This window comes from Afifella aestuarii, assembly GCF_004023665.1.
GTDB lineage: Bacteria > Pseudomonadota > Alphaproteobacteria > Rhizobiales > Afifellaceae > Afifella > Afifella aestuarii.
Genome location: NZ_SAUF01000005.1, coordinates 713691 through 736284 on the forward strand (window position 1 = coordinate 713691; position 22594 = coordinate 736284).

Annotated in this window: 22 protein-coding genes and 1 pseudogene; 5 read left to right on the top strand and 18 right to left on the bottom strand. The window is 61.5% G+C overall.

What is annotated here, in order from left to right; genetic code table 11:
- Positions 1–24 precede the first annotated feature (24 nt).
- The 5 genes from EO094_RS17425 to gyrA form a co-directional block, all read right to left on the bottom strand.
- Positions 25–489, bottom strand: coding sequence for a peptidylprolyl isomerase (locus tag EO094_RS17425; protein ID WP_092812160.1), 465 nt, complete (start codon positions 487–489; stop codon positions 25–27).
- A gap of 37 nt (positions 490–526) precedes the next feature.
- Positions 527–1075 (bottom strand): peptidylprolyl isomerase, encoded by a 549-nt coding sequence (locus EO094_RS17430; RefSeq protein ID WP_092812158.1) that lies wholly within the window; start codon positions 1073–1075, stop codon positions 527–529.
- 45 nt (positions 1076–1120) lie between these two features.
- Complete coding sequence (gene coaD / locus EO094_RS17435; protein ID WP_128294131.1) at positions 1121–1621, bottom strand: pantetheine-phosphate adenylyltransferase; 501 nt, start codon at positions 1619–1621, stop codon at positions 1121–1123.
- Between the two features lie 61 nt (positions 1622–1682).
- A complete protein-coding gene (locus tag EO094_RS17440; RefSeq protein WP_128294132.1) occupies positions 1683–2294 on the bottom strand; it encodes a LysE family translocator in 612 nt (203 codons plus the stop codon).
- Positions 2295–2310: 16 nt separating this feature from the next.
- Positions 2311–5115 (bottom strand): DNA gyrase subunit A, encoded by a 2805-nt coding sequence (gene gyrA, locus EO094_RS17445; protein ID WP_342772747.1) that lies wholly within the window; start codon positions 5113–5115, stop codon positions 2311–2313.
- A 265-nt stretch (positions 5116–5380) separates the two neighbouring features.
- Here gyrA and EO094_RS17450 point away from each other — a divergent pair, with 265 nt between their 5' ends.
- Positions 5381–6016: a MarC family protein gene (locus EO094_RS17450; RefSeq protein WP_128294133.1), complete on the top strand. Its 636-nt coding sequence runs from the start codon at positions 5381–5383 to the stop codon at positions 6014–6016.
- Positions 6017–6090: 74 nt separating this feature from the next.
- Here the strand turns inward: EO094_RS17450 and EO094_RS17455 are convergent, their stop codons facing one another.
- A complete protein-coding gene (locus EO094_RS17455) occupies positions 6091–6654 on the bottom strand; it encodes a type 1 glutamine amidotransferase domain-containing protein (protein ID WP_128294134.1) in 564 nt (187 codons plus the stop codon).
- A 115-nt stretch (positions 6655–6769) separates the two neighbouring features.
- Here EO094_RS17455 and EO094_RS17460 point away from each other — a divergent pair, with 115 nt between their 5' ends.
- Positions 6770–7378 carry a hypothetical protein gene (locus tag EO094_RS17460; protein ID WP_205649957.1) on the top strand — a complete coding sequence of 203 codons (609 nt, stop codon included), beginning with the start codon at positions 6770–6772 and terminating at the stop codon, positions 7376–7378.
- Positions 7379–7481: 103 nt separating this feature from the next.
- Here the strand turns inward: EO094_RS17460 and EO094_RS17465 are convergent, their stop codons facing one another.
- The 5 genes and pseudogenes from EO094_RS17465 to EO094_RS17485 form a co-directional block, all read right to left on the bottom strand.
- Positions 7482–7640: a DUF1127 domain-containing protein gene (locus EO094_RS17465; RefSeq protein ID WP_092816670.1), complete on the bottom strand. Its 159-nt coding sequence runs from the start codon at positions 7638–7640 to the stop codon at positions 7482–7484.
- Positions 7641–7817: 177 nt separating this feature from the next.
- Entirely contained in the window at positions 7818–8570 is a 753-nt protein-coding gene (locus EO094_RS17470) for a potassium channel family protein (protein ID WP_409976936.1), read from the bottom strand.
- Positions 8571–8843: 273 nt separating this feature from the next.
- Positions 8844–9271: pseudogene (locus EO094_RS17475) on the bottom strand (NUDIX hydrolase).
- A 47-nt stretch (positions 9272–9318) separates the two neighbouring features.
- Positions 9319–12201 carry an excinuclease ABC subunit UvrA gene (gene uvrA / locus EO094_RS17480; RefSeq protein WP_128294135.1) on the bottom strand — a complete coding sequence of 961 codons (2883 nt, stop codon included), beginning with the start codon at positions 12199–12201 and terminating at the stop codon, positions 9319–9321.
- 117 nt (positions 12202–12318) lie between these two features.
- Entirely contained in the window at positions 12319–12744 is a 426-nt protein-coding gene (locus EO094_RS17485) for a VOC family protein (RefSeq protein WP_128294136.1), read from the bottom strand.
- 170 nt (positions 12745–12914) lie between these two features.
- Between EO094_RS17485 and EO094_RS17490 the strand changes: the two genes are divergently transcribed.
- Complete coding sequence (locus EO094_RS17490) at positions 12915–13400, top strand: single-stranded DNA-binding protein (RefSeq protein WP_128294137.1); 486 nt, start codon at positions 12915–12917, stop codon at positions 13398–13400.
- 97 nt (positions 13401–13497) lie between these two features.
- Here the strand turns inward: EO094_RS17490 and EO094_RS17495 are convergent, their stop codons facing one another.
- Both EO094_RS17495 and EO094_RS17500 read right to left on the bottom strand, forming a co-directional pair.
- Complete coding sequence (locus EO094_RS17495) at positions 13498–14562, bottom strand: cytochrome-c peroxidase (RefSeq protein WP_128294138.1); 1065 nt, start codon at positions 14560–14562, stop codon at positions 13498–13500.
- 224 nt (positions 14563–14786) lie between these two features.
- On the bottom strand, positions 14787–15746 hold the full coding sequence (locus EO094_RS17500; protein WP_128294139.1) for a cation diffusion facilitator family transporter: 960 nt from the start codon (positions 15744–15746) through the stop codon (positions 14787–14789).
- Between the two features lie 192 nt (positions 15747–15938).
- Between EO094_RS17500 and trmFO the strand changes: the two genes are divergently transcribed.
- On the top strand, positions 15939–17339 hold the full coding sequence (gene trmFO / locus EO094_RS17505) for a methylenetetrahydrofolate--tRNA-(uracil(54)-C(5))-methyltransferase (FADH(2)-oxidizing) TrmFO (RefSeq protein WP_128294140.1): 1401 nt from the start codon (positions 15939–15941) through the stop codon (positions 17337–17339).
- Positions 17340–17372: 33 nt separating this feature from the next.
- On the opposite strand, the gene EO094_RS17510 is transcribed toward trmFO, so the two are convergent.
- The 5 genes from EO094_RS17510 to yajC are packed head-to-tail and all read right to left on the bottom strand — an operon-like array spanning position 17373 to position 21553.
- Positions 17373–18212, bottom strand: coding sequence for a phytoene/squalene synthase family protein (locus tag EO094_RS17510; RefSeq protein ID WP_128294141.1), 840 nt, complete (start codon positions 18210–18212; stop codon positions 17373–17375).
- Positions 18213–18230: 18 nt separating this feature from the next.
- Entirely contained in the window at positions 18231–18644 is a 414-nt protein-coding gene (locus EO094_RS17515; RefSeq protein ID WP_128294142.1) for an Mth938-like domain-containing protein, read from the bottom strand.
- Positions 18644–19582, bottom strand: coding sequence for a protein translocase subunit SecF (gene secF, locus EO094_RS18820; RefSeq protein WP_128294143.1), 939 nt, complete (start codon positions 19580–19582; stop codon positions 18644–18646). The genes EO094_RS17515 and secF overlap by 1 nt, the downstream gene beginning before the upstream one ends.
- Positions 19583–19590: 8 nt before the next feature.
- Positions 19591–21195, bottom strand: a complete 1605-nt coding sequence (gene secD / locus EO094_RS18825; protein ID WP_128294144.1) for a protein translocase subunit SecD — start codon at positions 21193–21195, stop codon at positions 19591–19593.
- A gap of 19 nt (positions 21196–21214) precedes the next feature.
- Positions 21215–21553 carry a preprotein translocase subunit YajC gene (gene yajC / locus EO094_RS17530; protein ID WP_128294145.1) on the bottom strand — a complete coding sequence of 113 codons (339 nt, stop codon included), beginning with the start codon at positions 21551–21553 and terminating at the stop codon, positions 21215–21217.
- Positions 21554–21708: 155 nt separating this feature from the next.
- On the opposite strand from yajC, the gene EO094_RS17535 reads away from it, so the two are divergent.
- A complete protein-coding gene (locus EO094_RS17535; protein ID WP_128294146.1) occupies positions 21709–22575 on the top strand; it encodes an ATP-binding protein in 867 nt (288 codons plus the stop codon).
- Positions 22576–22594: the final 19 nt, after the last annotated feature.

Here is a 22594-nt window from a genome sequence, read left to right on the forward strand (position 1 = left end):
CGGCGAGAGGCCGCCGCCAAATTATCAGGCGTCTGCGGCGACCTTGATCGACTGGACGGTGTCAGGCTGCCGCGGCGGCTCGCCCTTGTTGATCTGATCGACGACATCCATGCCGTCAACCACTTCGCCCCAGACGGTGTACTGGCGATCGAGCCACGGGGCCTCGGCAAAGCAGATGAAGAACTGGCTGTCGCCGGAATTGGGATCCATGGCGCGCGCCATCGAAACGGTACCACGCGTGTGCTTCTCCGACGAGAATTCCGCTTTGAGCTTCTTGCCGGATCCGCCCGTGCCGTTGCCCTGGGGGCAGCCGGTCTGGGCCATGAAACCGTCGATCACGCGGTGGAACTTCACACCGTCATAGAAGCCGTCGCGCACGAGCTCCTTGATCCGCGCCACATGGTTGGGCGCGAGGTCCGGGCGCATGGCGATGGTCACCTGCCCCTTGCTGGTTTCCATGATGAGTGTGTCTTCGGGCTGGGCGGCCATTCGAATCTCCCTGAGTTGGAGGTCTCGGGTAAGGTGCCTATTGGTCTGCGGCAACCTTCATGCTGATGATCTTATCGGGGTTGTCCACTTTGCCATTGGCACTGGAACTTCCCTTTTTGATATTGTCGACGAGGTCCATGCCGTCGGTGACTTCGCCCACGACGGTGTACTTGCCGTCAAGGCTCGGAGCCGGGGCGAACATGATGAAGAATTGCGAGTTGGCGCTGTCAGGATTGCTCGAGCGCGCCATGCCGACGACGCCGCGCACGAAAGGCTCATCGGAAAACTCCGCCTTGAGGTCCGGCAGATCCGATCCCCCCATGCCGGTGCCGGTCGGATCGCCGGTCTGCGCCATGAAGCCGTCGATCACGCGATGAAACGGCACACCGTCGTAGAAACCCTGGCGTGTCAACGTCTTCAGGCGTTCCGCATGGTTCGGCGCAAGATCCGGGCGCAGGTGAATGCTGACAGTGCCGTCCTTCAGCTGCATCAGAAGCGTGTTTTCGGCGTCCGCAGATTGCGCCAGCACGGGCTGTGACAGCGTGCAGGTGACGGCAAAGGCGACCGTGGCCAGCCATTTCAGCATGAAATATCCTTCCTTGAGATCTGAACCCGCGGGCGGAGCAATCGTTCAGCGGCTGGCGAGCGCCACACGTACGGCGTCCGCCGCTGAAGCCGGCACGAAGGGCCCGATGTCACCGCCCATGGCTGCGATCTGACGCACGAGCGTGGCCGTGATGTGACGATGATGCGGGCTCGCCGGCACGAAAACCGTCTGCAGCCAATGGGCCATAGTGCGGTTCATGCCGACCATCTGCATCTCGTAATCGAGATCCGTCCCATCGCGCAGCCCGCGGATCAGAATGGTCGCGCCAACCTCCTGCGCGAGGTCGACGACGAGATTGTCGAAGCTCAGAACCTCGAGCGTCACTTCACTGCTTTCCGCCAGTGGACCCGCGACTTCCTCGATGAGGGCGATACGCTTGTCGATGTCGAGCAGACCCGACTTCGTCGGATGGCGCCCGACGGCCACGATAACCCGATCGACCAGCCCAAAGGCCGCCTGGAGGATATCGATATGCCCGTTCGTCAGCGGGTCGAATGAGCCCGGGTAGAGTGCGGTGCGAATCATGGGGTCCGCTTAGCGTCACCTGCGGCGAACCGCAATGTGTGGGATGTCGGTTCGAAACACGTCACCGGCGGCTCAGCGCCATCCAAAGGCCGCCTCCGACGAGACATGTCCCGCCGAAGATCTCCACGAGCCGCACGTTGCGCCTCGACAGAAGCAGACCCGTCCGTCCTGCAGCAAGCGCGTACATGCTATCGAGGCATGTCGCCACCACCATGAAGGTGCCGCCGAGCAGAAGCGTCTGCATCACCGCCGAGCCCGTCGGATCGATGAACTGCGGAATGAGAGCGCCGAAAAAGAACAAAGCCTTCGGATTCGACCAGATGACGATGAAGCCCTGCCAGAACCAGTTGCGCGTGGCCTTGGCGGCATCGGCATTCCCGAGCGTACCGTCGGCACGCCAGAGCTTGATCCCAAGCCAGATGAGGTAGGCGGCGCCGACAAGCTTCAGCCAGAAGAACGCCTCACCCAGGAGCGCGACGACCGCCGAAAACCCGAAGGCGAGGATCGCGACCATTATCGCGATGCCTGCCTGCGTGCCGGCGACGTTCATCAAACCGGCCCGTGCACCGTGGCGCATGGAGTTGGCGATGATGACCGTCACCGTCGGTCCAGGGACGATCACGACGGCGATGCACGCCGCAAGATATGTCAGCCAGCTTGCAAGATCGATCATAGCCCCCCCTCGAGCTTTACTCCGTTGGCGGTTCTCCCGCGTCTCCGCCGTTCTGCGGATCGGATTCGGGGGCATTCTCTTCGTCCCCCTCTCCGTTTCCGTTGAGCTCGTCCTGCGCGCTCGCCTCCGTGATCCGCTCGACGGACACTACTTTTTCGTCTTTCGCGGTGGAAAAGACAATAACGCCCTGCGCCGCGCGCCCAGTGATGCGAATGCCGGCGACCGGCACGCGGATGAGCTGACCACGATCGGTGACGAGCATGATCTGGTCGCCTTCCTCCACCGGGAAGGACGCCACCAGCGGCCCGTTCCGCTCGTTCACCACCATGCCGATGATGCCTTTGCCACCGCGTCCGGAGATCCGGTATTCGTGCGACGACGTCTGCTTGCCGTAACCGTGTTCGGAAACGGTGAGGATGAACTCTTCCGCAGCGCTCATCTCGGCGTAGCGCTCCGACGACAATGCGCCGGCTTCCGCCTCGACCTCGTCGCTCTCCTCGATGACGTCTCCGGCATCGCCGTTATCGGCCTCACCGGCGACAGCACGCCGCATCTTCAGATAGGCGCTGCGCTCCTCCGGAGTTGCCTCGAAATGCCGGAGGATCGACATGGAGATGACGCGGTCACCCTTTCCGAGACGAATTCCGCGCACGCCGACGGACGAGCGTCCGGCAAAGACACGCACATCCGTAACCGGGAAGCGGACCGATTGCCCGAAAGCGGTGGTCAGCATGACGTCGTCGTCTGCGGAGCACGTCCAGACGCCCGCGATCGCATCGCCATCGTCGAGCTTCATCGCAATCTTGCCATTGCGATTGATGTTGACGAAGTCGGCAAGCGAATTTCGCCGCACCGTTCCGCCCGTCGTGGCGAACATCAAATCGAGCCGCTCGAACTCTTTGTCGTCATCGGGAAGCGGCAGGATCGTCGTGATCGTCTCGCCTTCCTCCAGCGGCAGGATATTGACGAGCGCCTTGCCGCGCGCCTGCGGCGCAGCCAGCGGCAGACGCCAGACCTTGAGCTTGTAGACGATGCCGCGCGAGGAGAAGAACAGCACGGCCGTATGCGTGTTGGCGACGAAGAGGCGGTTGACGAAATCCTCCTCGCGGAAGGACATGCCCGACCGTCCCTTGCCGCCGCGACGCTGAGCCCGATAGGTCGCAAGCGGGACGCGCTTGATGTAGCCGGCGTGGGACACGGTGACGACCATGTCTTCGCGCTGGATCAGATCCTCGTCCTCGAGGTCGCCGCCGCCCTCTTCGATCACCGTGCGACGGGGCGTTGCGAATTCCGCCTTCACCGCCGACAGCTCGTCTTTGACGATGCCGAGGATCCGCGCCCGCGAAGCCAGGATTTCGAGGTACTCTTTGATCTCGACCGCGAGCTTGTTCAATTCGTCGGCGATCTCGTCTCGGCCGAGAGCCGTCAGGCGCTGCAGACGCAGATCCAGGATGGCGCGCGCCTGCTCTTCCGAAAGGCGCACGGTCCCGTCTTCCAGAACCATATGCCGCGGATCGGCGATCAACCGCACGAGAGGCGCAACATCCTTGGCAGGCCAGGCCTTTGCCATCAATTGCTCACGCGCCGTCTGAGGATCCGGCGCCGCCCGGATCAGAGCAATCACCTCATCGATATTCGCCACCGCGATGGCCAGACCGACGAGGACATGCGCGCGATCACGGGCCTTGCCGAGCAGGAATTTCGTACGGCGACCGACCACTTCCTCGCGGAACGAGATGAAGCTCGTCAGGATGTCTCTCAGGCCGAGCTGCTCGGGACGTCCGCCGTTGAGCGCCACGAAATTCGCCCCAAACGTCGTCTGAAGGGGCGTGAAGCGATAAAGCTGATTGAGCACAACATCGGCGACGGCGTCGCGCTTCACCTCGATGACGACGCGCACACCCTGCCGATCGGATTCGTCGCGAATGTCCGAGATGCCCTCGAGCCGTTTCTCTCGCACGAGCTCGGCGATCTTCTCGATCATCGCCGCCTTATTCACCTGATAAGGCACTTCGGAGATGATGATCGCTTCGCGATCGCGAGCCCCCGTTTCGATCGCCACCTTGCCGCGCATGACGATCGAGCCACGGCCGGTTTCGTAGGCAGAGCGAATGCCCGCCCGCCCCAGGATGACACCACCTGTCGGAAAGTCCGGACCAGGGATGAGATCCATGAGATCGAGATCAGAGACCGTGGGGTCATCGATAAGAGCGACGCAGCCGTCGATCACTTCGCCGAGATTGTGCGGCGGAATATTCGTCGCCATACCGACGGCGATGCCGCCAGCGCCATTGACGAGGATGTTGGGGAAGCGCGCAGGGAGAACGACGGGCTCCTGCTTGCGCCCATCGTAGTTTTCCTGGAAATCGACGGTGTTCTTGTCGATGTCCTGCAGCATCGATTCCGCCGGCTTCGCCAGGCGGCATTCCGTGTACCGCATCGCCGCGGCAGGATCGCCATCGAGCGAACCGAAATTGCCCTGCCCGTCGACGAGCGGCAGGCGCATCGAAAAATCCTGCGCCATGCGCACGAGCGCATCGTAGATCGCCTGGTCGCCATGCGGGTGATAGTTACCCATCACCTCACCGACGACACCCGCGCATTTGCGGTACGCTCGGTTCGAGGCGATCCCCATTTCGTTCATCGAATGGAGAATGCGGCGGTGAACGGGCTTCAGGCCGTCGCGAACGTCAGGCAGCGCACGGCTCACGATCACGCTCATGGCGTAATCGAGATACGAGGTGCGCATCTCATCTGTGATGGAGATGGAACGGATGTCGCCGCCGCGGCGTCCGTCGGAAGGAGTCTTGGCGTCAGTCAAGGAAAGAATCGAGTGCTGTGATGTGTGGCCCTCTTTCTAGCCGGAATCGGCCGATAAGCCAAGTCGAGAGCAAGTGTAATACATTAGATAAATCAACGGCTTATAAAGGTGTCTGACAGTTTCGTTGCGTCAGAGCCCGACGAAGGCGCGATTCCGTCCGCAAAAGCCGCCTGAAACGGCGAGGACGGGCGCGAAGCCGCGGCTTTTCGGGGGATCTCCGCCGCAGGCATTTCTCCCTTATCGCGGGAGTGATAGGAGCTCGCGCATGGAACAGCTCGTTACCGCTTTCGTCACGCTCTTCGTCACCATTGATCCCGCCGGATTGGCGCCTCTCTTCCTGGCGCTGACGGCGGGCATGAACCGTGACCAGCGTCAGCAAGTGGCGCTGCGGGCGACGTTGATCGCACTTCCGATTCTGGTGATCTTTGCGCTCGCCGGATCGGCAATCCTGACGGTCTTCGGCATCACGCTGCCAGCCTTCCGCATCGCAGGCGGCATTCTTCTCTTCGTCATCGCCTTCGAGATGATCTTCGAAAAACGCCAGGAACGCCACGAGCGCAGCGCGACGCGCGTCCTCACCTCGGAAGATATCGGCCACATCGCCGTCTTCCCCCTGGCGATTCCGCTCATAGCCGGCCCCGGCGCCATCTCCGCGACGATCCTCGTTGCCAGCAAGAATCCGGGATTTGTCGGCATGGCCGAGCTCATCCTGGTGATCTTCGCCATTCTGGGGCTCACCTTCTTCGTCCTAGCGCTCGCAGAACGCATCGAGAAACTGATCGGCGAGACCGGGCGCATCGTGATCACGCGGCTTCTCGGCGTCATACTGGCGGCGCTCGCCGTCCAATATGTGGCCGACGGCGTGCTCGCATTCCTGGATGCTCACCAGAGCCCGCTTTGACCCCAAAAGAAAAGGCCGGCGTAATGCCGGCCTTCCCCGAACTCCTGACGCGAGCATCTCGTCGAGAACTGCTCTTACGCGGCCTGACGCTGCGTATGCCGGCCCTCGGCGATTTCCTCCGCCACTTTCGCACAGAAGGCATCGAGGTCGCCCGGGTTGCGGCTGGTGACGATGCCCTGATCGACGACGACTTCCTTGTCGTGCCAGTTGGCGCCGGCATTCATCACATCGGTCTTGATCGACTTGTAACTCGTCATGTCGCGACCCTTGGCGACACCTGTCTCAACAAGAAGCCACGGCGCATGGCAGATGGCACCGATTGGCTTCTTCTGCTCATAGAACGCGCGGATGAGGGACAGGGCCTTCTCTTCCACGCGCAGGAGGTCGGGATTGATCTGACCGCCCGGAAGAACCAGCGCGTCGTAATCGTTGGCGTTGACCTCGTCGAGCTTCCGGTCGACCGGGACTTCTCTGCCCCAATTGTCCTTATCCCAACCCTTGATCGCGCCTTGCTGCGGAGAAACCACATGGACTTCGGCACCCGCCTCGCGCAGCTGCTTCAGCGGCACCTCAAGCTCAGACTGTTCAAAGCCGTTCGTTGCGAGAATAGCTACTTTTTTTCCGGTAATATCGTGCATGTCTCAACTCCTTGAATATCTCGACGGCTTGCCCGTCTCTTCGATGATTCAACGACATACCCGGATGCGAGTTCCGACCTTTTCCGACCGCAGCGGCTCACGTAGGCTGCCGGCGATGTGGCGATGGACAATCCTGTTTCTTGCGCTCGCCGGCCTCACCCTTGCCGGCTGCACGAGCGATTCCGAGACCATGCGGATGCGATGGTACGAGGCCCGCAAGGCCCAGCCGCCAAAGGGCGACAAGGTCTATGTCTGCCACGCCTTCAGCTGTCTCTTGACGACACCGGTGCGGTTTTCGCCGAAAGAGATCAACGTGCTCTCCCGGCCTTTCCGCGGCGTCGCCAATGCGCAGGAAGAACGCCGCGCCATCTCCAAAGCCGTGCAGATTTTCGAGGACAACGTCGGACGGAAAATCGGCACCTCATCCGATCTGGGCGGCTTTGAGAAAGTCGGCGGCGGAGATCCGACCCAAATGGACTGCATCGACGAGGCGACAAACACGACGAGCCTGCTCGTCTTCCTGCAGGAGCATGGGGTGCTCAAATATCACACGGTCGCCGAGCCGGTTGCGAGGGGCTTCTTCCTCGACGGCCGCTATCCCCACGCAACCGCCGTCGTGACCGACATCCGGTCGAAGCAACGCTGGTCGATCGATTCCTGGCCCAATGCCAATGCCGAGCCACCCGTGATCATGCCGCTCAAGGATTGGTTCGCCGAGCGGTAAGGCAGGTCGAACACCTCTCCACAAACGAAGCGCACAAACGAAAACCGCCGGCGAATTCTCGCCGGCGGTCTTCAACCCAAAACCTGGCCTCAGAGGCCGGAAATCAGAACGTGGCTTCGCGCGCCACGCGGCGGATTTCGCCCGGCGTGATGCCGATATCGTGCAGCTCACGAACGGAGAGCCCCTGCAACTCCTTCAGAGTGCGCTGATAGCGGCGCCAGCGGCGGAAGCGACCAAGCAGGCCCTTGGAGGACGTGCCCATAATGAACCTCGGAATGTTTTATCTAGTGTTTGACGAGGCGGATATAGCGATACCCGCTCCGCTTTTGCAGTGCACAAATCGCATGGCTGGGATGCCGAAAAGGGAGGCAGTTGCCGCAATTTTGTAACCTTATCCGCCTGCGTAAGAGGCAGTTTCCGTTCGCGGGTATTTTTGGGCTCAGAAACGGCCCTCATCCGGGATGTTGAGGAGCTCGCCGCAGGCCTTGCAGTGAACCGCATCGACCTCGTGGCGTTGCAGACCGCAGCTAGGGCACGTGAAGCGGATCTTGCGGGGGCGCAGGAGGACCTGCACGAGGCGCAGGAACAGCGTGACACCAAAAATCATGATCACGACAGCAACCAGCCGCCCGCTCGTGCCGCCCAGCGTGATGTCGCCAAAACCCGTGGTCGTCAATGCGGTGACGGTGAAATAGAGGGCATCGACATAGTTGCCGATTTCCGGATTCTGCCGGTACTGCGTCTCGTAGACGATGCCCGTCATGATGAAGAGAAACACGGCCAGATTGGCGAGCGCGATGATCGCTTCCTCATTTTGCCGGAAGAAGCGGCTGCGTTTTCGGAAGCGGACGAGCACGTGATACGTGCGCAAAAGCCGCAGGGTTCTGAGGACCCTCAGGAAACCTGCACCTTCATCGGCAAGCGGTAGCAAAAACGAGACGATCGCGGCGACATCTGCCCAGGTCGTGGGATGCGCTAGATAGGAAAGGCGACGCCGGCTGATGAAAAGCCTGGCCAGAAAGTCCGCCAGGATGACGAGGCCCAGTCCGAAATCGAACCACATGAGCGGGCGCGAATACGGCACGAAAGACGTGACGACGACGAACGCGAGCGTCGCGCAGTCGAAGATCAGGAGCCCTAAGCGAAAATAATGGGCGCGCCGGCTATCACCCTCGTAAAGCCGTGTCAGCAAACTGTGCAGCCCCGGCGGGTTACGCCCTGAGGATGCGCCTCGCGGTCGCTTGTCGGGCAATCGCCGATCTCGTCTTTCTTCCAAAGCGATTTCCCTCAACGCCCTGCGGCCAACGCGCTTATCATCATGGGTTCGCCGCCATGGCCACGCAACACGCCAAGGCGTTCGCGAGGCCTTTGCAGCAAAAAAGGCCGTGGGTGCACAACAAGAGCACCGCGATGGTTGAAACGTAAAGAGAGCTACACACACCGGCCAGCCACGCGTGCAAGCCGCTCACATCACGTCTTCCAAGGCAATGAGGATTGGCTGCTGGCTTTTGAGGATCTTGCTTCGCGCCTCCTCCATGGAAAACCACCCGGCGCGATCGGCTTCGGGAAAGGCCCGCCGCTCGCCGGAGTGCGGCGGCCATTCCATTTCAAAAACGTTGCTCTTGAACGCGCCGAGGTCGAAATCCCCTCAAGCGCAAAAACCTCAACGCGCTTGCCGCCCGCCTGCCTGAACTCGCCGAGCCAAAGGAGCACGCCCGTCGGCACGCATCCTGTTTCTTCGGCGAACTCGCGTCGGGCGGCCACCTCCGCAGCCTCCCCGTCTTCTCGTAGCCCCTTGGGGACCGACCACGCGCCGTCATTCTTCTTCGCCCAGAACGGGCCACCTGGATGAACGAGCAGCACTTCGGGGCCGGAAGGTCCCCGGCGGAACATCAGAATGCCTGCGGAGCGGAGAATCGTGCGCCTCGTCGCCGGACGCGCTATTCCGCGGCTTCCGAGCGCCGCATGCCACGTTCCAGAATCGGCTTCAGAAACTGACCTGTGTAGCTCCGCGGCTCTGCCACGACCTCTTCCGGCGTGCCTGCCACCACGATCTCACCGCCGCCATCGCCCCCCTCGGGCCCGAGATCGATGATGTAGTCGGCCGTCTTGATGACATCGAGATTGTGCTCGATCACCGCCACCGTATTGCCCTGCTCGACCAGCTCGTGCAACACTTCCAGAAGCTTCGCCACATCGTGGAAATGCAGACCCGTGGTCGGCTCATCCAGGATGTAGAGGGTGCGCCCGGTCGCACGCTTCGACAATTCCTTGGCAAGCTTCACGCGCTGCGCTTCGCCGCCGGAAAGCGTCGTCGCCTGCTGGCCAATGCGCACATAGCCAAGCCCCACACGCGCCAGCGTCTTCAGTTTGTCGCGCACGGCGGGGATCGCCTGGAAGAAGCCGACGCCTTCCTCGACCGTCATGTCGAGGACGTCCGCGATAGACTTCTCCTTGAATGTGACCTCCAAAGTCTCGCGATTGTAGCGTTTGCCGTGGCAGACGTCGCAGGTGACATAGACGTCCGGCAGGAAGTGCATCTCGATCTTGACGACACCGTCGCCCTGGCAGGCCTCGCAGCGTCCACCTTTGACGTTGAACGAAAAACGGCCCGGCTGATAGCCGCGCGCCTTCGCCTCCGGCAGCCCCGCAAACCATTCGCGGATCGGGGTGAACGCCCCCGTATAAGTCGCGGGATTGGAACGCGGCGTGCGCCCGATCGGCGATTGATCGATGTCGATCACCTTGTCGAGATGCTCGAGCCCGGCAAGCTCCGCATGCGGCGCGGCCTGTTCGCGCGCACCGTTGAGGCGTCGCGCGACCGCCTTGTAGAGCGTATCGATGAGGAGCGTCGACTTGCCACCGCCCGAGACACCGGTCACGCAGGTGAAGGTGCCGAGCGGAATTTTCGCCGTAACATCCTTGAGATTGTTGCCCGTCGCGCCGACGAGCTTCAGCCAGCGCTTCTTGACAGCCTTGCGGCGCGTCTCCGGAACCTCGATCGCCCGCGCGCCGGATAGGTACTGGCCCGTAAGCGAGGCCGGACTTGCCATGATATCGCCGGGCGTGCCCTCCGCCACCACCTCGCCGCCATGGATGCCCGCGCCGGGCCCCACATCGACGACATGATCGGCCGCCATGATCGCATCCTCGTCGTGCTCGACGACGATGACGGTATTGCCGAGGTCACGCAGATGCTTGAGGGTCTCCAGGAGCCGGGCATTGTCGCGCTGATGCAGGCCGATCGAGGGCTCGTCCAGCACATAGAGAACGCCGGTCAGGCCCGAGCCGATCTGGGAGGCGAGCCGGATGCGCTGGCTCTCGCCGCCCGACAACGACCCGGAATTACGCGACAAGGTCAGATAATCGAGCCCGACATCGTCGAGAAAGCGAAGCCGCTCGCGAATTTCCTTGAGAATGCGCAGCGCGATCTCATTCTGCTTTCCGCTCAGCTTTTCCGGCAATTCCGTGAACCAGCGGTTCGCCTCGCGGATGGAAAAATGTGACACCTCGCCGATGTTGAGGCTTGCGATCTTCACCGCGAGCGCTTCCGGCTTCAGCCGCAGGCCGTTGCAGGACGCGCATGGCGTCGAAGACATGTACTTGCCGATCTCCTCGCGCATCCAGGCGGAGTCGGTTTCCTTCCAGCGCCGCTCCAGGTTCGGGATAATGCCCTCGAAGGTCTTCTTCGCCTGATATTTTCTGAGCCCGTCGTCGTAGACGAGAGCGACCTTCTCCTTGCCGGTGCCATACAGGATGGCCTGGCGGGCATTTTCCGGCAGCTCCTCGAACGGAACCGTCAGGCTGAAGCCGTAATGCTGGGCGAGCCCCTCGAGCGTCTGCAGATAATAAGGCGAGCTCGATTTCGCCCAAGGGTGGATCGCCCCCTTGCGCAGGCTCAAGCGCGGATCGGGAACCACGAGATCGGGATCGATGCGCAGTTCGGATCCGAGCCCGTCGCAGGTCGGACAGGCGCCGAAAGGATTGTTGAACGAAAACAGCCGCGGTTCGATCTCGGGGATCGTGAAGCCGGAGACGGGACAGGCGAACTTTTCCGAAAACACGATCGGTGCCGGCGGCTTGCCGCCTTCGCCCAGATCCGCGAACTCGGCGACGGCAATGCCATCGGCAAGCCGAAGGGCCGTCTCCAGAGAATCGGCAAGCCGGCTCCCGGCATCCGCTCGCACGACGACACGATCGACGACGATATCGACGTCGTGCTTCAGCTTCTTGTCGAGCGCCGGCGCCTCGGCGATCTCATAGAACGTTCCGTCGATCCGCGCGCGCTGAAAACCACGCTTCATATATTCGGCGAGATCCTTTCGGAACTCGCCCTTACGGCCACGCACCACCGGCGCGAGCAGATAAAGCCGCGTTCCCTCAGGGAGAGCCAGAATGCGATCGACCATCTGGCTGACCGTCTGGCTTTCGATCGGCAAACCCGTCGCCGGCGAATAAGGAACACCGACGCGCGCAAACAAGAGCCGCATATAATCGTAGATTTCCGTCACCGTGCCGACGGTGGAACGGGGATTGCGCGACGTCGTCTTCTGCTCGATCGAAATTGCCGGTGACAGGCCGTCGATCTGGTCGACGTCCGGCTTTTGCATCATCTCCAGAAACTGGCGCGCATAAGCCGACAGCGATTCGACGTAACGCCGCTGTCCTTCGGCATAGATGGTATCGAAGGCGAGCGAGGATTTGCCCGAGCCAGAAAGGCCCGTCATCACGATCAGACTGTCTCGTGGCAGATCGAGATCGACGTTTTTGAGATTGTGTTCGCGCGCGCCCCGCACGGAGAGCGTCTTTTGCGGATCCGTCATGGCCGTTCCGGAGGATGGTGATGCGGGCTGGCTCGCCCGATGCTTATTTAGTGCAGCCGGAGTGATGGAAAAACCCCGTCCTTCCCGCTTCGCGATATGTGCGCTCTCGGACGCCGATCATTCGCCAAGAAGGACACGCCCATCTGCGTCGATTGCCCAAAACGGGTTGTGCGCAACCTCCCACAAATGTCCGTCGGGATCGGCAAAATAGCCCGAATATCCGCCCCAGAAGACTTCCTCGGCCGTTTTGACGACCTCGGCTCCCGCCGCCTCCGCCTCCTTCAAGACGACGTCGACCTCTTCGCGACTTCTCGCATTGAAGGCCAGCGTGATGCCCGAAAATCCGGATCCGTCCGGGTCGACTTTGGCATCGGCCGCCAGCGACGTCCGCGGATAGAGCGCCAGAACGAAACCGTTCAAATCATAGAACACCACTTCTTCGTGGGCGTTCGCACGTTGCCAGCCGAGGCCATCTTCATAAAACTGCCGCGCGCGTGACAGGTCGCCAACGCCCAGCGTCATGACACTCAATCTCTGTTCCATAGGCCCGCCCCTCGTCCGATGATCTTGCGTGATGTCGCTAGGGAACATACAGTGAACGGCATCCAGCGACAAGCGTCTTTGCAGGGGCCCGTTTACAGTTCGGCTTCGCTTGAGTGAAAAGGGGCAACCTTTGGCCGCTCTCGGCGGCTCCAGAAACCAGGGAGAATTTCATGGCCGGCAGCGTCAACAAAGTCATCTTGATCGGCAATCTCGGGGCCGATCCCGAAATCCGGCGCCTGAACGATGGCCGTCCGGTGGTCAATCTGCGGATCGCGACGTCTGAGAGCTGGCGCGACCGCAATTCCGGAGAACGGCGCGAGCGCACCGAATGGCACCGCGTCGTCATCTTCAACGAAGGGCTGGCAAAGATCGCCGAGCAATATCTGCGGAAGGGCTCGAAGGTCTATCTCGAAGGTCAGCTGCAGACGCGCGAATGGGAAGACCAGTCGGGTCAGAAACGCTTCTCGACCGAGGTCGTGTTGCAGGGCTTCAATTCGGCCCTCACCATGCTCGACACGCGCGGCGGCGGCGGCGGTGGCAGCTATGACGCCCCCTCCTCCGACCGGGGCGGACGTTCGGATTTCGGCTCTTCGGGTCCGATGGAAGGTGGCCGCGGCTCCTTCAAGGACGACCTCGACGACGAAATCCCGTTCTGAGCTCGGGTCGGCACAGAAACTGCAGACAAAATGAAGGGCCGCTCACGCGGCCCTTCGCTCATATGCCCGGGGTTGGGCCTTTCGGAAAACCTTTGGCTCAGTTGTTCTCCTGTCCCGGAACGGTCAGCACCGGACGCGGGGTCTCGTCCGTGCTCGCCGGCAAGATCGGATAATCGACCTGCGGCTGCTCGCCCGTCAGCGTGTGCAGGAACGCCACCATGGAATCGACTTCATCCTCGGTGAGCTCCGTGCCAAGCTGGGCCGTCGCCATCACCTGCACCGCCTGACGCAGGCTCCAGACCTGCCCACTGTGGAAATAAGGCGCGGTCAGCGCGATATTCCGCAATGTGCCGGCACGGAAGACATATTCATCCGTTGCCGTATGCGTCACCGCGAAGCGGCCCTTATCGTCCGGCGGAAGGATGTCCGCACCCGGCTTTTCCACGACGCCGAACGGGAAATAATCCTGACCGCCGACATTCACGCCGGAATGGCAGGAGACGCAGCCCTTATCCATGAACAAGGAGAGACCGTGCTTCTCCTTGTCGTTCAGGGCATTCGCGTTGCCGTCGAGGAATTGGTCGAAGCGGGAAGCCGGCGTCACCAGCGTCACCTCAAAGGCCTCGATCGCCTTTGCGACATTGTCGAGTGTGATCGGATCCTCGTCGCCCGAAAACACGACGTCGAAGCGATCCTTGTACTCAGGCATGCTGTTCAGAACCGCGACCACCTCATCAGGGGTGGAGTTCATCTCCACCGCCGCCTGCATCGGCCCGACGGCTTGCGCTTTCAGATCTTCCGCCCGTCCGTCCCAGAACTGGGCGATGTTGAAGACGGAATTGAGAACCGTCGGCGCATTGCGGGGCCCGCGCTGCCAGCCATGTCCGACAGAAGTCGGCTGCAGATCCGTTCCGGCCAGGCCAAGATTGTGGCAGGTGTTGCAGCTCAGAAGGTGAGAAGAAGACAGCCGCGGATCGAAATACAGCATCTTGCCGAGTTCGACCTTCTCGCGGGTGATGGCGTTGTTTTCGGGGGCCTGCACCATCGTCGGAATCGGATCGAAGAAGCCGTTGGCGTCTTCCATCAATTTCTGGTCGTCCGCAGCATAGGCCGCAGTGCCTAGCCCGGCCGAAAGTAGGAGCGAGACCAGCAAACGTGTCATCGCGCTCTCCATTCATTTGCGAGAGAGCCACGGGATATGAGACGTCAAGGCGAGCACGACCGGCGACCGTCGGGTCGGCTCGTGGCTTTTGGCGTTCAAGGCCCGCGACCCAGATCGCTGCCTCAGGTCGCGGGCCAACTCTAGCAGCAGGGGATCGGCTACTTTTGACTTAGATCAATTCTAAGGTAAGCTCGCCATTCTGCCGCATCTGGCCGCTCCTCGCCTCAGTGGGACGCAGCACTGCTCCGCCGTTCTTCCTCGACGGCAATTTTGTGATCACCCGCAGATTGCACCTCGATGAAGAGACGCCGGATTGTCGGGATGCGTGCCTTGATGGCCTTTTCCAGACGCGTGATGGTGGCTTCGACGCGCCCGGCCGGCATATCGTCCTCAAAGTCGACCGAGAGCGCCAGCAGGATGTCGTTGGGTCCGCGGTGCAATGTCCTGAGTTCGTTCATTTCACGAACACCTTCCTCCCGCTCAACGATCTCACGCACCGCAGCGACCGTTTCCGGTGCCGCCGACTCGCCGATCAACAGGCCTTTGGTTTCGATCGCGAGAAGCACGGCCGTCGTCCCAAGAATAATACCGATCCCGATCGAGGCGGCACCATCAAGCCACGGAAGGCCGAGATAACTGGCGAGAAACACGCCGATCAACGCAACGACGAGACCAAGGAGCGCCGCAGTATCTTCGTAAAGCACCGTGAAGACGGTGGGGTCCTTGGAATGGCGAACGGCCTCGAAGAAATTGTGCCCTTCGTTCCTCTGGCGACGAAACTCGCGGTAGGCAACGGTCCATGACGCGCCTTCGAACACGATCGCCAGCGTCAGAACGATGTAATTGACGAATGGAGACGTAATCTCGTTGGCGTCGGTTATCTTGTGCACGCCCTCATAGACGGAAACGCCAGCGCCGACCGCAAAGATCAGGATCGCCACCACAAAGGCCCAGAAATAGATCTCCGCGCTGTAGCCGAAGGGATGCGCGCGGTCCGCTGGACGAGATGCCCGTTTCATCCCGTACAACAGAAGCCCTTGATTGCCGGTATCGACAACCGAATGGATGCCTTCCGACAACATCGCCGAGGACCCTGTATAGGCGGCGGCGCCGAACTTCGTTATCGCAATCGCCAGGTTTCCGACAAGCGCCGCATAAATCGCCTTTTTCGAGCTTCCCGCCATCTCAATCCCCGTTTTGTCGCCTTGGACGGCTATTGTTGCACTGCCTGACAAGCATCATATGGATTCGCGCAGGCACCCTGCCTCTCCCCTTGCGATCTCGTTGGCAAGCGTCAACATGCACAGGCGTGAAGCGTTGCATTCGACATATTTCCCCCAGCGACGAACGAAGCAGCAGAAGCTGAGAGACACGAAATGACGAGACCCATCCATGTTATCGGCGGCGGCCTCGCCGGCTGCGAAGCCGCCTGGCAGATCGCCGAAGCCGGCATCGCCGTCGTGCTGCACGAAATGCGGCCCGAGGTCGAGACGCCGGCCCACAAGAGCGACGGTCTCGCCGAGCTCGTCTGTTCGAATTCGTTCCGCTCCGACGATTCCACGAGCAACGCCGTCGGTGTCCTGCATGCGGAGATGCGAGCCGCGGGTTCGCTCATCATGCGCGCGGCCGACCGCCATCAATTGCCTGCCGGCTCGGCGCTTGCTGTCGATCGCGACGGTTTCTCCGAAGCTGTGACGCAGGCCATTGCCGATCATCCCTTGATCCGGATTGAACGCGGCGAGATCTCCAGCCTGCCCAATCCCGACCAGCCGACCATCATCGCCACCGGCCCTTTGACAAGCGGCGCGCTCGCGACCGCAATCCGCGAAGCGACGGGCGAAGACCAGCTTGCCTTTTTCGACGCCATCGCGCCGATCATCCATCGAGACAGCATCAACATGGATATTGCCTGGATGCAGTCCCGCTACGACAAACCCGGACCTGGCGGTGACACGGCCGCCTACCTGAATTGCCCGATGGACCGCGCGCAGTACGAGGCTTTCATCGAAGCGCTGCTTCAAGCGGAGACCGCCGATTTCCGCGAATGGGAAAAGGATACGGCCTATTTCGAAGGCTGTCTTCCGATCGAGGTGATGGCGGCGCGCGGAGCTGAAACCCTGCGATGGGGCCCGATGAAGCCGGTCGGCCTCACCAATCGGCACAAGCCGGAGGAGAAGCCCTGGGCTGTCGTGCAGCTCCGCCAGGACAACAAGCAGGGCACGTTGTTCAACATGGTCGGCTTCCAGACCAAAATGAAATACGGCGAGCAGACCCGTACTTTCCGAATGATTCCGGCTTTAGAGAATGCCGAATTCGCGCGTCTCGGCGGCATTCACCGCAACACGTTTCTGCGTTCACCGAAAATCCTCGACGAGACGATGCGCTTGAAGGTGCAACCCCATATCCGTTTTGCCGGCCAGATCACCGGCTGCGAAGGCTATGTCGAATCGGCCTCCATCGGGCTTCTCGCCGGACGATTCGCGGCCGCGGAGGCACTTGGCGATCAGCCGGCTCTGCCGCCGGATACGACGGCCCACGGAGCGCTCCTCGCCCACATTACCGGTCGCAATCTCGTGGATAAGGAGAACGGCGACTTTCAGCCGATGAACGTCAATTTCGGCCTTTTCCCGGACATCGAGGCGCCTACACAAGACGCGGACGGACGCAGGATGAAGGGCAAGGAACGCGGCGTGGCCCGCAAGCGCACGCTCGCTGCCCGCGCGCTCGCCGATTTTACGAGATGGCTTGCGGCCAACGAGTTGCGGAAGGCCGCCTGAGAGGCGAAGCGTCTTCTGTGAAACTCAGGTAGATCAGCGGCCCTTGCCGAAACCGGCAAACACCATCCGGCTCAGGACGCTGAGTGCCGGCATCCGCTGAGGAGACGTGACGAATCTCGCCGGATCCCGCCCGATTCGGGCAAGCAGGACATCCGCGGCTTTCAATGGCAGGAAAGCCGATCTGGCCTCTCCGCGAACCTGCTTGAGCGCTGCGCCTGCAAGGCTTCGGTGCATACGCCCGAAGGCGACGAGTTCGTCGATTGGAGCGACAAGCTGTTTCACTTCGGCGGAATAGACCTCCTCCGGAGAGAGCCCCACCCTCTGGAGAAGCTCGGCGGGAATGACGAGACGCCCCCTCGCCCGCGCGCGTGCGCTGTCCCACAGGCTCATGGCGACGCCATAAGCAATTCCCGCATGCCCCGCCGCCTCGGCAAGCTCACTGGCCTCTCCACCAAGAAACAATCCACCAAGCTGAAACAGGCTCGACTGCGTCTCGCCCATTCGTCCCTCGAGATCGGCAAGTGTCGCGGGAGGATCGGCATAAAGGTCGCCGTGCCGCGCTTCCGTAAGTGCCGCAAGGCCGTCGGCGGAGAGCCCCTTCTCGCGCAGCGCCAACGCCAGACGGTCGACGATCGGCGAGCCGCTCGCCTGCCCGGCCACCGCGAGATCGAGAGAATCGCGCCACCACGTCAGACGGAGCTCACCGAGCGTCGCCTCTTGCACGATATCGGCGACCTTTTCCGCCTCGACTGCGAAGGCGTAGAGCGAAAAAAGCTCCTCACGCACATTCTGCGGCGCGAACAACACCGAGTAGTAGCGCGGAAGATCGCGCTCGCGCACAGGCTCAACAAGGGTGGGGTCGGGCTCGGCCATGGAGCCGGAGCTAGGGCTTCATTCCGGATCGTCGACAGCAATCAGCGCCGCAGCGACCGCCCGCTCTTCCGCAAGCAGGATGTTGTAGGTTCGCGAGGCCGCGCCCGTCGCCATCACTTCCGGCCACAGACCGGCAGCTTCGAGATCCGATTTCACCTTCGGATCTAGGGGAACAAGATTGCGCCCCGTCCCGATCAGAAGGACTTCGATCGAAGAGACTTCGGCAAGTGCCGGTTGAAGCGCCTCGAGGCTGATTTCCTCCGGCCTGGTGACATGCCAGCCGAGGATCGCCGAAGGCAGCATCAGGATCGACCCGCGGTGCGACATGCCGGCAAAACGGAAACCGCCGTTCCCATACGCGTCGACAGGTGCACGTCCCGGGAAACGGCCGCCCTCGGGCGGCCCAGATTGTCTGTCTTCGCCCGCTGGCATCAGCTTGTCGCGGGCTTCTTTGCGGTTTCCGGCGGGGCCACCTTCTCAGGCCGCAGATTGAAGAAGATCAGCATCGGCGCGGCAATGAAGACCGTGGAGTACGTGCCGATGAAAACGCCCCAGATCATCGCCGCCGTGAATGAACGGATGACCGCTCCGCCAAAGAAGAACAAAGCGGCAAGCGCGATTAGCGTAGTCAAAGACGTCAACAGCGTCCGAGACAGGGTCTGATTGACCGATAGATCGATGATGCCCCGGATCGGCGTCTGCTTGAACTTCCGCAGCATTTCACGCACGCGGTCGAAGATCACCACGGTGTCGTTCAGCGAATAGCCGACGATCGTCAAAATCGCAGCGATCGAAGACAGATTGAACTCGATCTGCGTGATCGTGAAAAACCCGATGGTCAAGACGACGTCGTGAAGAAGCGATGCGATGGCACCGATGGCGAACTGCCATTCGAACCGGAACCAGATATAAAGCAGCACGCCGACGAGCGTCACGAGGACGGCGATCGTCCCGGTCTCCGCAAGCTCTCCGGAGACACGCGGCCCGACGACTTCGACGCGGCGATAATTGTAAGCGTCGAAGCCAAGCGCATTCTGCACTTTCTGGACGGCCGCCTGCTGCGCCTCGTCGCCGCCTGGCTGCGTTGCGATCCGGATGATGGCTTCGTTGCCGGAGCCGAAGCCCTGGACCTCGAAATCACCGAGTTCGAGCGGCTGCAGAGTTTGCCGAACAGCGCCGATATCGACGGCTCCGCTCTGGCTTTGCACCTCAATCAGCGTGCCGCCCTTGAAGTCGATGCCGAGATTAAGACCGACGACAAAAAACAAGACGAGCGACACCACCATAGCGACCACTGAGGCAGGGAAGCCCCAGCGCGCAAAGCGCATGAACGGGATCGTGGTTTCGTCGGGAACGATGCGAAATGGCATAGCGATACTCAGATCGGCACTGTCTTGGGACGCTGCGAGCGAACCCAAACGGCGACGATGAAGCGGGTCAGAACAAAGGCGGTGAAGACGGTCGTCAGAATGCCGAGAGCAAGAGTGACCGCAAAACCACGGATCGGACCGGAACCCAGGGCGAAAAGCGCAAAGGCCGCGATCAGGGTCGTAATGTTGGCATCAAGGATCGTACCAAGCGCACGGCTGAAACCAGCCTCGATCGCATTGATCGCGGACCGCCCCAGCTTCGATTCCTCGCGTATTCGCTCAAAGATCAGCACGTTCGCGTCGACCGCCATACCGACCGTCAGCACGATGCCGGCAATGCCTGGAAGCGTCAGCGTGGCCTGCAACAGCGTCAAGAGCGCAAGCAGGAGCACGATGTTGCAGATCAAGGCGACATTCGCGAAGACGCCCAAGAGGCCGTAGACGAGCACCATAAACACGACGACACCGGCGGTGCCGATCAACGCGGCGATCTCACCGGCTGCGATCGAATCCCTTCCGAGGCTGGGTCCGACAGTCCGTTCCTCGACGATCGTAAGGTCGGCAGGAAGGGCGCCGGCCCGCAGCAGAACGGCGAGGTTCTGCGCGCTTTCGACCGTGAAATTGCCTTCAATCTGTCCCGAACCACCGAGGATGGGGGAGCGGATGACCGGGGCCGTGATGTATTTGTTGTCGAGGACGACCGCGAAGCGACGCCCGACATTCTGCTGCGTCAGCTGCCCGAAAATCGACCCGCCGCGGGAATTGAAGCGGAAGGTGACGATCGGCGTATTCGTCTGCTGATCAAATGCCGGCTGAGCGTCGACGAGATCATCGCCCGAAAGCCGGGCCCGCGATTCGACCAGAACCGGGCCATCATCGGGATCGGCCGGCTCGACGATCTCACATCCGGCGGGGGGACGCCCCTGCTGTGCGGAGACGACATCGCCCTCCGGGCATTCCAGATGGAACGTCATCTTCGCCGTCTGGCCGAGGATTTCCTTCAGTCGGCTCGTATCCTCAAGGCCCGGAACCTGGACGAGAATGCGATCGTCGCCCTCGCGCTGGATCGTCGGCTCGGTCGTCCCGAGCGCATTGATACGACGTCCGAGAACGGACAGGCTCTGCTCGACCGCAGAGCGGGTGCGCTCTTCAAGTCCCGCCTCGGTCAGGTTCAGCGTCACCTGCGCCCCGTCGCGAGCGACTTCTACCTCGCTCACAGACCCCTGTCCGAAGAGCCCCGATTGCACGGGATTGGTCAGCGGACGCAGCAGCTGCATCACACGATCTGCTTCGCTCGGCTCGCGCAACGTAAACGTCACGCTTTCTCCGCGGCTGCGCAGATTGCGGTAGCCGATGCGTTCGTCACGCAAAGTCTGCCGAACATCGCCGACCAGTGTCTGAAGCCGGTCTTTGACCAGCGAATCGCGCTCCACCTGCAAAAGCAGATGGGCGCCGCCTCTCAGATCGAGGCCGAGGACGATCTGGCGCTTGGGCATGAAAGACGGCCAGGCCTGAACCGTCGCGGCGGAAAAAAGATTGGGAAGTGTCACGATCACCCCCGCCACGAGGACGAGGATGATGAGGACGATCTTCCAACGAGCGAAATAGAGCATGAAAAGGCGGGTCCTGGACTCAGGCGACGGAGCCGCTCACCGGCTCGGCCTTTGCTCGAACCTCATAAATGAGGCCTCTTTGCGCCCGCACCTTCACGCCTTCGGCAATTTGCACTTCGAGCTCGTTGTCGTCGATCACCTTGGTGACCTTGCCGATGAGCCCGCCACCGGTCACCACCGTGTCGCCACGACGGATCGCCTTCAGCATCTCTTCCCGCTTCTTCGCCTGCTGGCGCTGCGGACGGATGATGAGAAAATACATGATCACGAAGATCAGGATGAAAGGCAGAAGCGAAATCAACATCTCACCGCCGCCACCTGCGCCTGCGCCTTGCGCATAGGCCGGAGTCACGAACATAAAGGCCTCGGAATTTGCTTGCGGACCCGTCGGTCCAAACCGGCGCGGACTATAGCTGTGGCGCGCCCCTTTGCAACCGGTCCCGGCACGAGCGGTCTGTCGACCCCTCAATCCTTATGTTACCGAGACGCCCCGCCTGTAGGACGTGAACCCAAGTGACTCAAGACCAAACGCAAAACCTCATTCCGCTCCTGGAACGGATTGCCGGTGCTTTGGAGCGGCTTGCTCCGCCCGTGGCACCGCCGCTCGATCTCTCGGCAGATGCCTATGTGTGGGATCCGCAGCCGCCTCGTCTCATCCCGGTGAAGAACGTGAACCGGCTCGAAATCGAGCTTTTGCAGGGCATAGACCGGTCCCGCGACACGCTGCTTGAGAACACGCGGCACTTCGCCAAAGGCTATGCGGCCAACAACGCTTTGCTTTGGGGCGCCCGCGGGATGGGAAAATCCTCGCTGGTGAAATCGGTTCACGCACAGGTCTCAGCCGAAGCCCCTGAGACGCCTCTCAAGCTCGTCGAAATCCATCGCGAGGATATCAACACACTGCCCGATTTGATGAACACCATCCGCGATCGGCCGGAGCGATTCATCTTTTTCTGCGACGACTTGTCCTTCGACGCGGATGACACGTCCTACAAATCGCTGAAAGCCGCACTCGAAGGCGGTGTCGAAGGGCGGCCGCGCAACGTGATCTTCTACGCGACCTCCAACCGCCGCCACCTGCTCCCCCGCGACATGATCGAGAACGAGCATTCGACAGCGATCAATCCGTCGGAGGCGGTGCAGGAAAAGGTGTCGCTGTCAGACCGCTTCGGCCTGTGGCTCGGCTTTCATCACTGTGATCAGACACAGTATCTCGCGATGGTGCGCGCCTACGTGGAGCACTTCGGCATCGCGATGCCGGAAGAGGAATGGCGTCCTCAGGCCCTGGAATGGGCAACGACGCGGGGAAGTCGCTCCGGCCGCGTCGCCTGGCAGTTCATTCAGGATCTCGCAGGGCGGACGGGTCAGTCGCTCGGCTGACTGACCCCTGCCCGAAAAT